The organism is Glycomyces sp. NPDC021274, from assembly GCF_040641195.1.
In the GTDB taxonomy this organism is placed as follows: domain Bacteria; phylum Actinomycetota; class Actinomycetes; order Mycobacteriales; family Micromonosporaceae; genus Glycomyces.
On sequence record NZ_JBFADC010000001.1, the window covers coordinates 297,951 to 312,144 of the forward strand.

Here is a 14,194-nt window from a genome sequence, read left to right on the forward strand (position 1 = left end):
TGAACATTCTGCCCCAAGAATCCGACACACGGGGACTCCCGGGGTCGTACCGGTCCTGCGGGAGTTGCGGTTTCGGGCCCGGCCGTACGGCCGAGCCCGAAACGCGGTCAGTACCCGCAGGGGTCTACCACTCTGCGGCGGCCTTGCGGCGGCGCATGAGCACGAACACGACCGCACCGGCGGCGAGAGCGACGGCGGCCGCACTGCCGATGACCGTGAGGGACGTGCCGGTGTCCGGCAGCCGCCCGGAGCCGCCGGCCTTCAGCGCGAAGGTGTCGCTGTTGTCGCCGAGGTCGCCATCGAGGATCGGGAAGTCCTCGGTGGTGAGGTCCCAGTAGGCGAGCTGCTCGTCGGTCCAGAGTTCGGCCGATTCGAGGACCACCGCGGTGCCAACGGCTCCGGCGGCACCGGTGACCTTGACCGGGAGGGCAAGGGTCAGCGTCGCGCCGGATTCGATGTCTTCCCAGATCGAGCACACCACGTCGACCCGGTCGAGGTGGTAGAGCGCCGGGTCGTGCTCGGCGATCCATTCGTTCTCGGCGGCGAGGTGGCAGTGGTTGTCGGCTTCGGTGACGAAGTACCCGTTCTCCTCGATGTCGGCGTCGATCGCCACTCCGGCGGGCAGTTGGATCGCGTAGAGGAAGCTGCCTTCGCCGCTGCCGGGGTGGGGCTGGGCGACGGCGTTGGCCGGGCCCGAGTTCACGACGGTGATGTCGACGACGTCAGTCTCGCCATTCGCGGCGTCGATGTCGTTCGCGGTGATGGCGAGGTTGTAGGCGTTCGCGCTGGAGGTGACGGTGACCGGGCGCTCCTCGATCTCGGCGCGGTCGGTCGCTTCGAAGACGAGTGCGGTGTCGGCGTCGAAGTAGTCGAGGTTCTCGATCTCGTCGCGGTTCCACACGTCAAAGGCTTCGACGCCGTACCAGGCGTCGTATTCGCGCGGGCCGGGAGCGTTCGCGTCCAGGGTCACGGTGAGGGGGGTGTCAGCGGAGAGCTCGTAGACGACGCCGGGTTCGGGGGCGAGGTCTTCGAACACGCACATGATGCCGCCCCACTCGATGAGTCCGCAGTTGCTGTACTCAGCGGCGGTCTGGAGGTAGGGGTCGTCATTGCCGATGTAGAAGTAGACGTCCTTGTAGGTGCCTGCGTTGTCGTTCACGAACGCCACCTCGGGGGTGACCGAGGTGCCGGGGGCGACGTCTTCGTGTACGGAGCCCTCGACGAGGTACCGGGCGTATTCTTCGCCGGCCGGCTCGAATTCCCACGTGCCGCCGAAGACTTCCGGAGCCTCTGCCGCGGCGGGCTGGACGCTGACGGACCAGTCGACGGAGGCGTACGCCTGGACGGTCTCGGAAACGAGCAGGTCGAAATCGACCCAGGTGGTGTCCATGTACGTGGTCACGTCAGTGAAGTCGCAGGTGATGGTGACGCCTTCGGCGAAGCAGTGCTCGTCCGCGGTCGCCAGGGCGAGACCGCCAGCGAGATCGTCGGAGAGGCCGAAGACGACGCGGACGGCGCCGAGTTCGGTCTCGTCGTCGCCGTAAGCCGAGGCGTAGAACTGGCCTGCCTGGCTCTTGGTGTCTTCGGTCCAGCCGGTGTAGAAGGCGTCTTCCATCGGGAAGGCGTACCCGTCGAGCTCGAGCTCCGGCTGGGCCTGGGCGGGGATGGCGGCAGTGGCGCCGAGCGCGGCGGCGGCGAGGACCGCTCCCGCGCGGAGCGCACCGCGCTTGAAGGGGGATGCAAGGGTCAATGGAATACCGATTCGATTGTCGTGGTGTTGGGGGGGATCGAGCGTGAACCGTGTTCCCGCTTCGGCTTGGAACACGCTCGTCGTCAGATACCGGTTGCACTCGAGATCGGGCTTCCCGGAATCGGTGCCAAGCGACTGAAATACCGACGCCGATTTGCCGTATACGAGCGTTTTGGCAGATCTGCAGAGCGCGCGGCAAGCCGAACCTGCCAGCAACATCCGCATGGCGAACGGGCACGGTGAACCACCGCGTGCCTCAGTCAGCCCCCAACGGCTTCAGTCGCCGAATTCTCCGGCGGGGCGACCCCGCATTCCCCTCGCGTATTCGTTGGTGATGCGCGGGTCGTTCTCAGGGGGCGTATAGGTACGGGTCTTGATGGGGCCCGTGGTGCGGCGCACGACGCGGGGTTTGACCGGCTCTGGCGTCGGTGATTCCCCGGGCACCGATTTGCGCCGTGTTCTCATACGGACAATTCCCTTGGCATCCACCCAGACCGCGGCGGCAGGTTCACCTGTCCTCTGCGATTGCCGCGGGGTCTCCTTCGCGCGCGCTGTACACGACGCACAGTATGCGGGCCCGGATTTCGGGAGCCTCCCGCAGCGAACGCACAGTGGCGAGTTGGGCGGCAGGTTCGGCGAGGCCTTCGACGGTGCGGGCACCTTGGGTCTAGCTGGGCGAAGCGCGGGCTTGTTAGCGCACGGCCTGCAACGCTTGGATCCCTTCTTCGGCTGGTTGTTGCAGATCTCGCACTTCGACCGTGCGCTGGGGCGGTCAGGCATCTTCCCGATGACCTCGACGACCCAACCACCGGAAACTGGTCGCGTCGGTTCGCCCCCGGACCCGCCCCCGCGAACGGCGCGCTGCTTCCGTTCAAGCGTGCTCGCCCGGGACGACGCGCCACGCAGCAGCTTCTTCGAAGTCAATCTGCCGTTGCAGAATTTGCAGACCTGCAAGTCGGGGAACAGCACCAGTGCCTCGCACTGCACGCAGTAGCGGTCGACCGGTCGCGACGAAGGTGTCTTTGGCATGGAGGGGGTCCCATCGAAGACGTTCGGTGGAAGTTACCACGATCACACCTTCTTGGGAAGCTCCATTGTCTACCAGTTTGGGGCAACCGCCCTCAAGCGTCTACGGATCGACGTCATCGCAGTTGTGGGCGCCGCGCGAACGGACTTGGCGGACGATGCCGATCATGTTGCCGTAGATGACCCGCGCCCAGGGGTCGCGCTCGTCGATCCAGCCCTTGCGCCACTCGGTGATCGGGGCGGGGTCGAGGCGTCCGAGCCCTTCAACCGTGAGGATTGCATACGGCTCCTGGATGCCGTCGTCAAGCACCACCCGCGCCGCCTTCGGATCGCTGCCATCGTCGCCGAACACCTTGAACCGCAACGTCTTCGCAAAGTGGAACTCGACGAGCGGGTGCACGAACCGCTCACTGTCGGCTCGCCCGCTGCAACCGGGTTCGATGCCGGGAAACGTGTTCACGGCACGCTCCTTTCAGGGCCCGCAACTGCTCGATACCAGAGCGCGCCTACCTGCTCCAGCACCGCTAGGCGGCCTTCGAGGTCGAGCAGGTCGGCATGGTCGGGTTCGACTCGCAGCCGCGGATCGGAGGCAAGGCCGACGACAATCCCGAAGCGGCTCGGTCGGGTGAGGAAATCGATCCCGACCGCATCTCCACCCCAGGGCCAGGTGACCGCCGCGAGGTGCCCGGCGACGTCGATCTCGCCCAGCGACTCCAGTTCGGTCGAGGAACGCGATGGTCCCGGAGGCCCAGCCACAGAAGCGCTTTGTAGCGCAGGGGCGAGCGGTCGTGAAATCTGTGGTTGCGGCATGGCCGCCTCCATTTCATCCTGAGAGTTCCGACGAGAGGAGGCCCCCACCAACAGCAGCGCCAAGCCGGCCTCCTCCCGCCGTGCCGCAGCGCCCCACCGCGCTCCGACAACTTGACCGTACGGGCTCCAAGCCTCGATTCCAAGCACCTGACCTGGGGCTTAATCCGATATGGATGAGCACGTGCTGTCGGGGCGAACGCCCTGAACGCATCGCTGGCAGACATTTCTCCCAAGTGTCGTTGAGCGACAGTCGATCCGAGGAAGCTTCCGAAAGAGCGAGCTGCGACGGAACAAACAGGACTCCTTAGATATGGCTGCTCAGCCTGCTCACCGACGTATGAGGACCGTGGCACCACAGTGGCATGCTGGAGCGATGCACCCTTCACAAGCAGGAGCTTCGCTCAACCAGAGGGCGACCGAGTTCCGCCTTCACGGGCCGCTGACTCTCGTACACGAGGGCAACAGCATTGAAGTGCCCCTCGGCGGTCCGAGGGAGCTGCTGGCAATGCTGCTGTTGCAGCCCTACCGCGGCCGGTCGCGACTAAACCTGAGCACCGCGCAACACGTCCTCGGGAACCGCACCGCGAGGCGAGCAGGTTCGTTCGCACACGCTCGCGATGCCCTCAACCTCCTGCTCGAGGGCACGGGACTGCGGGTGTCCGCCATTCGTTCCGGCGCCCGCCTCGCCGGCACCGGCCATCAGTCCGATCTCGACAACCTGATTCGCGATCTCCGGCATGTCGAAACCGCGACCTCGACCGCTGAAGTACTCGAATTCGTTGACAGGGCCGTCGATGTCGGTCCCGGAATGCCGTTGGAGGCCTTGGGAGGCGTCTACTTCCACGCGATTCGCGAGGGCTTCGTACGGGCATGGGAGGCGGCGGCCTTCGGTTGGTGGTGCGCGGCGACCGCCGTGAGATCACCCGCGTCGGAGGAACGCCTCCTCGCCCTGTTCGGCGACAAGGCACCCGGTCTTGAGCCGAGTATCCCGGCCTTGGCGCGGGCCGCTGAGGACACACTCTCATCGGCCACGCAGGATGACCAGTTGACGACGGTCAAAGCGGTGATCGGCGAGGTGGTCGACGACATCGAACGTCATTTGGCGGAGGCGCTCGCAGAGGGCTCTCGCGCGATCGCACGGGCCGCGAATCGGACCCGCAAGCCGGGAGCACCCGAGCTCGCCAGCCGGGCGGTGGCCTTCGAAGTCTCCATCTATCTGGGTGACGGCCAGGAGCACCGAGCGGTAGAGGATGCAGTGGAAGGCCTGCTCACCGAGGCTGACATCGTGACTTTCGGGCGGAAGCCTCCGGAGATCGGGTCTTGGTTTCGACGGTTCTGGGCACGCACACAGGCCGGGACGGCCCACTTGAGTGCGGAACAGGTTGCGGCCGAGTTGGAGCGGAAGCTTCGGATCGAAGTATTCGACAAGGCTCAGGCGGTCATCGACAACCAGCAGGCGACGGGTGCGGCCGCACTGATCGCTGCGCTTCAGGGCGAGCGGCATGCATGCATCCGGGTGGGCTCGCTGCTGGTCCTCAAGGTCAACGGCAAGCTGCTGGTGAACACGTTGACGCAGTATCAGTTGGCGTGGCTGGAGCGGAACCAGAATCTACTGCGCGATCCGGCTGGACTGCTTCAAGGATTGGAGACGCTGACCGCGGAGCCGACGAGCAACGGGGTGAGCGAATTGCCGGTCTCGGATCTGGCCGACATCGAGCTGGACTCATCGAGTCCTTGAGCCGCGCTACCAGTCGCACCGTGCGGCAACCGGCTGAAACCTCAGCGAGTTGGGGATCGCCCCGCAGGAAGACGACGAGCCGGGGCTCGCTGGCGCGGGCCCCGGCAAAATTGCAGTAGTGCTGCGGTAGTTCCTGTGTTGTTGGCGCTATTGGCTGCTGCCGCTGGTTGCCCGCCTTGACGGGCTGGCCTGGCCTGGGGGCACCTGTCGGGTTGTCAGCACCGGAAGGTGTCGGGGCCAAGAGAACGGACGCGATGGCTTCACGCCCCTGGGATCTAACGCTGCACGCGTTCCAGCAGGGCGGTGAAGTCGCCCTGGTCGAGCCCGAAGACTGGGGAGTCCTCGGACAGTTTGGAATCGCGAACCTCGAACCCTTCCCCAGCGGCGCGAGCCTCAACACAGTTGCTGCTGGTCTGGTCAGCACCCGAACGGCTGGACTTGCGCCACTTCGATGTCGTCATGATGGTTTGTAGTCCTTGATCAGGTCGGCCTTCTTCTCGGAATCCTCGAAGGCGAGCTGGAACGAGACGACCCGTTCAGGTCGCTCGATGTAGCGCGCCCCTTCAAGCGATTCTAGATAGACCGTCTTGGGGAACTCACCACCCTCGAACTCGAAGATTTCATAGGCCCCACCAAGCGACCGGTGTTTCCCTGCCGAGAACGGCACCACTTTGAAGGTGAACAGCGAATACTCCCGATCCAACCGCTTCAGATGTTCGAGCTGCGCCGCCATGACCTCAGGGCCACCGATGTGCTGCCGCAGGGCTGCTTCCGAAGTCACGTAGACGACCTGAGGAAGCCAGTCTCGCTCCATGAACTGTCGCTGCCGGTCGAGCCTGAACCCCTCCCCGGCTGCAGGACCCCGGTACTCGGGGTCGACACCGTCGCGAAGTGCCTGCATGTAGGCCTCGATCTGGAAGAGACCAGTGATCAGCTCGGTCTCATAGATCATGATCTTGGAGGCGACCATTTCCATCTGGAGGAAGGTGTAGAAGGCTGAAGGGATATCGAAGGTGTGGAACAGGTCTGGCTTCTCGGACTCTTCCGCGAGCTTGACCAGGTTCTCGGTCTCCGCCGGGTTCAGCTGGTAGATCCTCGCGAAGGTCAGCATGTCCCCCCACTTCACTTGAGGCGAGCGAGCATGTTCGAGGTCCCGAATCTTCGTGACGCTCATCTGGGCCTTGTCGGCGACCGCCTTGTGGGTCAGACCGGCCCGCTTGCGGTACTGCACGAGCAACCGTGCAATCTGGATGATGGTGAGGAATGCCTTCGCGCTCATGCAAAGCATCGTGACAGATCGACTACACCAGACACAACCTCAGGCACAGCGTTTCCGACACATCAAGCGACGTAACAACCCACGTAACCCAACTTCTGCCAGCGATCCGACAGTTCCCCAATTTGACAAGAGCCGCAGGCAACTTCCACGATCAGAACAATGAGTCCTGCCTAGGCTCATCCGGCTTCGCCTTGGCGACCTTTCGAACCTCCTTCTTGGCAGCTTTCCCTTTGGAGTGCAACCCCTGCTCGACCTCTAGCGCGTAGCGCCGGTGATTCTCTTCGAGCAGTCGGTCAAGAATCTCCTGCCGAGGCCCAGGAGCGATCGTGTAACGCAACCCCTGTCGGGTCTCGTAGTGACCATGAGCGAGGTCAGGAATGAGATCATCCCACCCATAGCACCGGCACACCTCAACATCGATCAACCGATGAATCTCACGGAGATTCCAGATGTCAGTGTCAGAATTCAAGGCATCATGAACCATATTATAGGTGTCAGTAAGACCAGCCTGCCGACCAAGCATCAAATCTCGCCGCTCAGCATCAAGCCGCTCACCCAATCCTCGAAGCTCATCAGTCATATCCGGCCGAGGCAAGGTCTCAAACACATCCGATGGCGTATACCGGAGGTCGCTTTTCATTGTCGACCCCCTTTGAATAGCCCACCAATAGTGAGGAGCACTAGACAAATAAGCAAGCATCGCCGCGTCTTCTGAAGCAAATACAACAGTTGCATCGCTAAAGACTTGACCGACTTCAACCATCACCGGCATCACCGTCTTGGTATGGCGGATCATTACAATCACTCTGCGGAATTTAGCGATCACATTGTACAGTTCTGGACGACTTCTCTCATACCGCCAGTAATTCTTGTTTGAAGATCCTGGTATAGCAGGAGTTCCATCTGATCTAAGCCTTTGCCGCTCGGGTTTAACAAGCTTCAAGACTTGTTCGAAGCATTCTCGGTAGCTCCTTGCCCGATCCTCACTCCAGTCATGAAAATTGATTACCCAACGACTTGCCGAACTATCTGGACGTTGATTAATATCCTGACCATTCAGAAATGGGAAAAGAACATCAGTGTTCTTCGGATCCCTCCCAATCAAATTGAGAGCATCACCAGGGCTCAAAGTGAATCCCATCCCGAGAATATTGGATCCGACAAATCCCAGACCATAGTTCCGCCTCAATCTCTCCGCCGGTCCACTCAATCGAGATTTCGGATCAAGAGTCGACGTGATTCCAGAAGCTGCACTACCGTTAAGGTATTGCTGCGAGGCCTCCGAAAGCGGGTCCCTGGACAGCCAAACTACGCAGTATTCAAGCGCTGCACTCTTCGAGGGCCATGGCTCACTCTTGATAGCAGATCTAATTTCCGCACCTTCAGAAACAATTCGATCTAGCCCGACTTCTCGGGTGTCACCCTGAGCAAGAGTGTTGGTGGCAATTAGACCTGCCTGGGCGTGTGGATTAGACAAATCTATTGCGCGAACCGCAAAATAGGCAACCAAATCAGCGCTGCCTCGGGCGGCTCGACCAATGAACTTGACAATATACTCCCGATATGCATGTCCCAAGCTGCCAGAGAGCTTTTGTCCGCCCAGAAATGGTGGATTTCCGATAATTCCATCAAATCCATTATTCTCGAATACTTCAGGAAATACCAAAGGCCAGTGGATCGGATTTCGGTCAAACGCTCCTACTGGCCTATCGGTTCTGAGCCATTGGGCTGCTCGCTGGTCGAGGTTTGCCCGCCCCTCCGCGGCCTGGTCGTTGCCGAGGTCGGCTGCGATCATCCAAGCATCGAGTCTGCCTGTCATTCCTGCCCCAACCACAAGGTCCGCGAACCGCGCCGCCTCGGCCGTCAACGTTTGAGCATGTTCCAGGAGGTCCCTCTTCATTTCCTGATCGCCCGCACTCTTGTCGCCAAGGGCCGTGATTGCTTTTCGAGTCTCCGCCGCCTCGGCCACGATCTCTCGGATGTGGGCTGTGTAGTCGAGGATCGTTCCTTCGTGCAGCTTCCGGCCCTCGGCCGGGTCGAGGTGCATGTATTCCAGCTGCTCAAGGCTCGTGATGCCCAGGAGACTGTCACCGCAGACCAGCTTGTCATCGATGAAGGTGAAGGGCCGGTCCTTGTCCATCGAGACCAGCCAGAGGGACAGCTTCGCCATCTCGACCGCGGCCGGGTTGATGTCGGCCCCGTAGAGGCAGTGCTCGATGATTAGTCGGCGTGCCTCGATCAGGTTCGGGTCTTCGCGTTCCTCGCCCGATTCCGCATCGCCCGCAACTGAACCGCGCGGGTCGCCCTCAGCTCGCCACGCCTCGACCAGCCGGTCTGCAAGGAAGCGACAGGCCGCCACGAGGAACGCAGCCGAGCCCATAGCAATGTCCGCAACCTTCAGCTTGAGAATGTCCTCGCTGCCTTTGAGGCGCCAGGCATCCGTGTCAGCCGTCTGCAACGGACCCGGCTCGTACACGAGCGGTTCCAGCGCACCCTGAACAACCTCGTCAGCCAGCTTCCTCGGCGTGTAGTGCGTCCCGGTGTTTCCGCGCAGGTTGGACTCGGTCATGTACAGCGTCTCTTCGAGCACCACCGTCGCCTGCCCGCGCAGGTCGGTCCGAATCAGCCCATAGAACGGCAGCAGCCGTTCGACCAGTTTCGGGTCATTGTTGGTCACCGCCAATAGGTCTCGTTCGGCCCGCTCGCGGTCCTCGGTGTTCAGCGGAGCGAGGTGGGCCGCGATGACCTTAGCCGTTCCGATGCCAGTCTTCTCCTGCTTGCCGAAGCGCTCGTACAGATCCGCAGCCAGCGCGTCAACATCCCCGCCGACCCGTTCCCGCATCTGCTCCAGTTCCCGCAGCGGGATCTCGGCTTCCTTGCTCTGCGTCCCGATGAGGCCGACCACGACCTCGTCAGACCAGCGGCCCTCCCAGGCCAGCAGGCCCTCGTACACGTACCCGATCTGCTCGACTCCGAGCCGGTCGAAGTTCAGCGTCCGGTACTCCCCCTTGGGGCGCTTGCCATTGGCGAGTTCCAGGCCATTGATGGACTTCGGGGTCTTCTGCTTCCCGGCGCTCATCCAGACCGTAGTCACGGACTTGAGCACGTTGTGCACCGTCCGGTCGTCGATCGCGAGGGGCTGGCCCTGGTCGAACAGCCAAGGGTAGGTCTCAGGATCGAACAGGGAACCGCCATAGGCGGGGATGCTCAGGTCCTCGGTGTCGACGCCTCGGTGTACGGCGTTGAAGAGGGCGAGCAGGCGCAGCCAGTGCTGTCGGCTCTGCTCCAGGTGGTCTTCGCTTTCCGAGTCGGCGGTTTCTTGCAGTCGCCGCGCCGACTCGACCACCGAGTACGACTCGCTGTACAGGTCGTTGTCTGCTGGAAGGAGTCGCCGCTCCTCGGCGAAGAGCAGGAAGACGATGCGCATCATGACGGTGACCGCGCCGCGGTAGACCTCGTCGGCTTCGACAAGCCGCCGCGTCCCGTCCTCGGCGGTGACGGTGATGCCGAGTCCGTCGCGGGCCTTTTTGGCGATGTGGGCGCGTCCGATCGCTTCGACCAGGAGCTCTACTGCGCGCCGGACCTGGACGCCGAGTGTTTCGGTGAGTTCTTCTTCCTTCTCGGCGGAGAGGGCGAAGAGAGCCGGGAGTTGCTGTGCTGGTTCGTATTCGGTGAAGCGGCGGCGGTTGAGGAGGCTGTAGAGCGCGCGCAGAACCACCTGGTCGGAGGTCTCGGTGATGGTCATGGTGTCGAACACGCCGTAGGCGCTGGCGCCGTCGGCGGGGGCGTAGACGAGGGCGAGGAAGCGGCCGTCGGTGGCGATGCCGAGCTCGACCTTGTTGGTGGCGCAGAGCCTCAGGAGCCGGTCGATCGGCGTGGCGGCCCAGGTCTCGCCTTTCAGGCGTTTGGCCGGGTGGTTGTCGGGCGGGACGATGAGGCCGATGGCGCGGGGTGCGTCGCCGTCATGGAGGGTGAAGTCGGGGCTGATGGTGGTGTCGTGCTGGCCGATGTGAACTGGGCTGATGCCGTCGATCGAGGTGCCCGCCTCCGCAGCGCCTTCCGCAGCACCGGCGTTCTCGGCGAAGTGGAGTCCGGCCCCCCAACCCAGGAAGTCGCCGAGCAGGGTCGTGATCCAGGTGCGGCTCTGCTCGGCGTTTCTCGGGTTGTCGGCCCATTCGGCGTGTGCGGCACGGAGCTTCGCGCGGGCGTCGGGGGTGACGGCGTCGAGGTCGGGCCAGGTGTCGCGCAGGACGGGCAGGGAGAGCCAGGGCCCGTCGGTGTCGATGAGCTCGTTCCAGTCCTGGTGGACCTGGGTGCGGTCGGATCCGGTACGACCGCGCTTGCGGCCCATGTTGCGGTTCAACGGTTCTCCCTTTGCGGAACGACGCACACGATGGCGAGCGGGGTGAGGTGGCCCTTGGGGTCGGCGTAGCGGACGGCGGCGGCGGCGAGTTCGCGTTCGCATTCGGCGTCGAGCTGCTTGAGGCGTTCGCCCCAGTGGTCGGCGTCGCGGCGGGCTTGGGCCGCCTCGAGTTCGGCGAGGCCGATCAGCTCGTCATCGCCGAGCCTGCGGCCGTTGATCGCCTCGTCAAGAGAGGTCTTGAACTGCGCGTATTCGAAGCGGATGCGGTTCTGCTCCTCGGTGACGCGGCGGATGAGGAGCTTCTGGAGGGATTCATCGCGGTCGCCGGTGCGCCATTTCAGGGCGTCGCGCAGGCCGCGGTCCACTTCGGGCCAGCGCTCGGAGAAGCGGAGCTTAGCGCCGGGGCGGGCTTCGACAGGATTGTCGAGCGCGCGGTCGAGGAGGTGCTTCGTGTCGCGGAGGTTGGCTCTGCGGAAGCGGCCGGTGCGGGAGTCGAGCCAGCCGCCGACCTCGATGATCTCCTGGTGCAGTTGGGTGGAGGTGCCGCCGGTCATCGTGTATTTGGCGTAGGCGGCGACGAACATGTCCTCCAGGTCGTCGCTGCCGACCACAGTGGTCACGCGGTGGAGGTCCACTCGGTCGGAGTCGGCGGCGGCGCGCAGGAGCCGGGCCGACATGTCGACCAGCGGGTGGGAGAGGTGCGCGAGCACGAGGTCGTCGCGTCCCCTGGCGACCAGGGGATCGAAGGTGACCGGTCGGCGGACCGGTTCCTGGCCTTCAGGGGTGAAGGGCGCGGCGAGGCCATCGGTGACGCGGACCCAGTCGCTGGTCATCACTGGGACGTCGAACAGGCTCGGTTCGTCGCCGTAGACCGTGGCGTGCGGGACGAGCGGCATCTGGCGGGCCAGCGCGAGGCCGGTTTCGACGACGCCGCGGATGCGCCTGGGGTGCAGGTTGAGTTCGTCGATGCTCTGCTGGAAGGTCTCGCCGATCTTCTCGACCTGTTCGGAGACGTTCGCGGCGGCTTTGACCTCGCCGGCTTTGCGGCTGCGGGTGACGGCCTGCTGGGCGAGGGTGTCGACGTCGGCGACAGTGGTGTCGCCGGTGAGCCGGCGTTGGAGGCCGTCGGCGAGGACGGGGTTGACGGAGCCGAGGTCGGCCTGCATCTGGCTGACCTTGACGGCGACGCGGGCGAGGAATTCGATCTCGCCGAGGAATTCGGTCCCGTCGTTGGTGGCGGCGGGCACGAAGTTGTAGATCTCGGGGCTGTGGCGCTGTCCGTAGCGGTCGATGCGTCCGGCGCGCTGTTCGAGTTTGTTGGGGTTGAAGGGGATGTCGTAGTTGATGAGTCGGTGGCACTGGTTCTGGAGGTCGATGCCTTCGCCGGCGGCGTCGGTGGCGAGGAGGATGCGGACCAGGTGCTCGCTCGGGTCGGCTTGGAAGGCGCGGCGGGTGAGTTCGCGTTCGTCGACGTCCATGCCGCCGTGGAGGACCGCGACGCGGTCGTGGCCGAGGCCTTGGGAGTGGAGGAGGTCTTTGAGCCAGTCGAGGGTGTCGCGGTATTCGGTGAAGACGACGACGCGCTCGTTCGTCCAGGTGTCGCCATTCTTGCAGACCTCGCGGAGGTAGGCGAGGAGGCGGGCGGCTTTGGTGTCGGGGGCGGCGCGGTGGCGCTGGGCCCACTGGTTGACGCGGTCGAGGAGGGCGTGCTCGGCGGGGTCGAGTCGTTCCTGGTGGCCGGCTGAGCGGCGGAGGGTGTCGGCCTCGAAGTCGTAGAGCTCGTCGTCGTCGAACTCGGCTTCGCGGTCCCAGACGTCCTCAAGGGATTCGGGGAGGTCGTCGCTGGCGGCGGCGGGGGCGGGCGGCAGGGATCCCGCGTAGACCTCGTAGGTGTTGGCGAAGGCGACGGGGCTGGAGAGGAGGCGCTTCTTGAGCAGGAGGGTGACGAGGTCGGCGGCGGCTCGGCCTCGGCGGCCCTGGGCGCGGCGGGTGCGGCGGGCGTGGGTGAACTCGCTGAAGGCCTGGTGGACTTCGCGTTCGTCGTCGGTGTATTCGAGGCGGAGGTCGCGGACGACGCGGGCGGGGAACTCGGGGCTGCCGTCGTTTCGGGTGATCTGGGATTTGAGGCGGCGGATGACGACCTCGCCTTGTGCGGCGGGTGAGGGTTCGACGCCGCGGGCGAAGCGGGCGGGGTCGAGGATTTCGAGGAGGGCGGTGAAGGACTCGGGGTAGCCGTTGTGCGGGGTGGCGGAGAGGAACAGGCGGTGCGTGAAGTGCTTGGCGAGTTCGCGGATGGTCTTGGTCTGCTGGGAGTCGACGGCGTAGCGCTGCTTGGGTGCGGACGGGGCGATGTGGTGGGCTTCGTCGAGGATGAGCAGGTCGAAGTAGGGGCGGGCGTCCTCGGCGCGGCCACGCAGGAGCTCGCCGAAGAGGAGCCGTTCGGCCTTGGGGCCGCGGAGCCAGGGGAGGCTGACGATGGTGTGGCGGTAGACCTCGAAGGGATTGGCGCCGTTGCCTCGTTCGCGGCGGAGATCGGTGTAGGTCTGGGCGTTGACGATGGTGAAGTTCAGGCCGAAGAGGTCTTTCATCTCGTTGTGCCACTTGGTGGTGAGGCCGGCGGGGCAGACGATCATGATGCGCTTGGCGCGGCGGCGCAGCAGGAGTTCAGAGGCGACGAGACCGGCTTCGACGGTCTTGCCGAGGCCCACGTCGTCGGCGAGGAGCTGGTTGACGCGCGGGGCGGAGAGGGACCGCCAGACCGGTTCGAGCTGGTAGAGCTTGATGTCGGCGCCGGAGCGGAACGGGGCTTGGAGACGGCCGGTCTCGGCGCTGGTAAGCGCGGACCAGCGCATGGCGTCGAGGAAGGCGACGAGTTGTTCAGGCCGGTCGAACCCGTCGCGGGTGACCTCGGGCAGACCTGAGGACGGGAGGACGCGGCGTCCGGGCTCGAGCTCCCACACGATCTTCAGCTGCTCGTGGAAGGCGTCGTCGGCGAGGCTGTTGAGTTCGATGACGGTGTCCGCGCCCGTGGCGTCCACGGCGGCCACCATCCATCGGGTGCCGCGGACCTCGACCCTGTCCCCGACTGCGGGCACTCCTTCTCCTCCCACGGTCTGCTGAACGGGCATGGCAACCTCCGGATCCGACAGCGCCGCACAGTGTTCGCCCTGGCAAACGCCCCTGAGAGTTTACCAGCGGCGGTTTCGCGCTGACGCCCTCAGCCATTCC

Annotated in this window: 9 protein-coding genes; 2 read left to right on the forward strand and 7 right to left on the reverse strand. The window is 64.3% G+C overall.

Going from position 1 to position 14,194, the window contains the following annotated elements; translation table 11 throughout:
• Positions 1-124: 124 nt before the first annotated feature.
• Complete coding sequence (locus AB0I03_RS01280) at positions 125-1,750, reverse strand: LPXTG cell wall anchor domain-containing protein (protein ID WP_360404485.1); 1,626 nt, start codon at positions 1,748-1,750, stop codon at positions 125-127.
• A 619-nt stretch (positions 1,751-2,369) separates the two neighbouring features.
• On the opposite strand from AB0I03_RS01280, the gene AB0I03_RS01285 reads away from it, so the two are divergent.
• The gene (locus AB0I03_RS01285; protein WP_360404488.1) at positions 2,370-2,744 is read left to right on the forward strand and encodes a hypothetical protein; all 375 of its coding nucleotides are present in this window, start codon (positions 2,370-2,372) and stop codon (positions 2,742-2,744) included.
• A 135-nt stretch (positions 2,745-2,879) separates the two neighbouring features.
• Here the strand turns inward: AB0I03_RS01285 and AB0I03_RS01290 are convergent, their stop codons facing one another.
• Positions 2,880-3,236, reverse strand: a complete 357-nt coding sequence (locus AB0I03_RS01290; RefSeq protein ID WP_360404491.1) for a hypothetical protein — start codon at positions 3,234-3,236, stop codon at positions 2,880-2,882.
• On the reverse strand, positions 3,233-3,649 hold the full coding sequence (locus AB0I03_RS01295; protein WP_360404494.1) for a hypothetical protein: 417 nt from the start codon (positions 3,647-3,649) through the stop codon (positions 3,233-3,235). The genes AB0I03_RS01290 and AB0I03_RS01295 overlap by 4 nt, the downstream gene beginning before the upstream one ends.
• Before the next feature lie 442 nt (positions 3,650-4,091).
• Here AB0I03_RS01295 and AB0I03_RS01300 point away from each other — a divergent pair, with 442 nt between their 5' ends.
• A complete protein-coding gene (locus AB0I03_RS01300; RefSeq protein WP_360404497.1) occupies positions 4,092-5,324 on the forward strand; it encodes a hypothetical protein in 1,233 nt (410 codons plus the stop codon).
• A 275-nt stretch (positions 5,325-5,599) separates the two neighbouring features.
• Here AB0I03_RS01300 and AB0I03_RS01305 read toward each other — a convergent pair whose 3' ends face one another.
• From AB0I03_RS01305 to drmD, 4 genes are all read right to left on the reverse strand, one after another.
• A complete protein-coding gene (locus AB0I03_RS01305) occupies positions 5,600-5,785 on the reverse strand; it encodes a DUF397 domain-containing protein (protein ID WP_360404500.1) in 186 nt (61 codons plus the stop codon).
• Positions 5,782-6,603: a helix-turn-helix transcriptional regulator gene (locus AB0I03_RS01310; RefSeq protein WP_360404503.1), complete on the reverse strand. Its 822-nt coding sequence runs from the start codon at positions 6,601-6,603 to the stop codon at positions 5,782-5,784. Before AB0I03_RS01310 ends, AB0I03_RS01305 begins: the two co-directional genes overlap by 4 nt.
• Positions 6,604-6,754: 151 nt before the next feature.
• On the reverse strand, positions 6,755-10,966 hold the full coding sequence (locus AB0I03_RS01315; RefSeq protein ID WP_360404506.1) for a DNA methyltransferase: 4,212 nt from the start codon (positions 10,964-10,966) through the stop codon (positions 6,755-6,757).
• Entirely contained in the window at positions 10,963-14,061 is a 3,099-nt protein-coding gene (gene drmD, locus AB0I03_RS01320; RefSeq protein WP_360404509.1) for a DISARM system SNF2-like helicase DrmD, read from the reverse strand. Before drmD ends, AB0I03_RS01315 begins: the two co-directional genes overlap by 4 nt.
• Positions 14,062-14,194: the final 133 nt, after the last annotated feature.

Excerpts from the sequence above, each read along its gene's own strand:
- AB0I03_RS01300 (WP_360404497.1), top strand. The coding sequence starts at position 4,092 with ATGCTGCTGTTGCAGCCCTACCGCGGCCGGTCGCGACTAAACCTGAGC.
- AB0I03_RS01305 (WP_360404500.1), bottom strand. The coding sequence starts at position 5,785 with ATGACGACATCGAAGTGGCGCAAGTCCAGCCGTTCGGGTGCTGACCAG.
- AB0I03_RS01310 (WP_360404503.1), bottom strand. The coding sequence starts at position 6,603 with ATGAGCGCGAAGGCATTCCTCACCATCATCCAGATTGCACGGTTGCTC.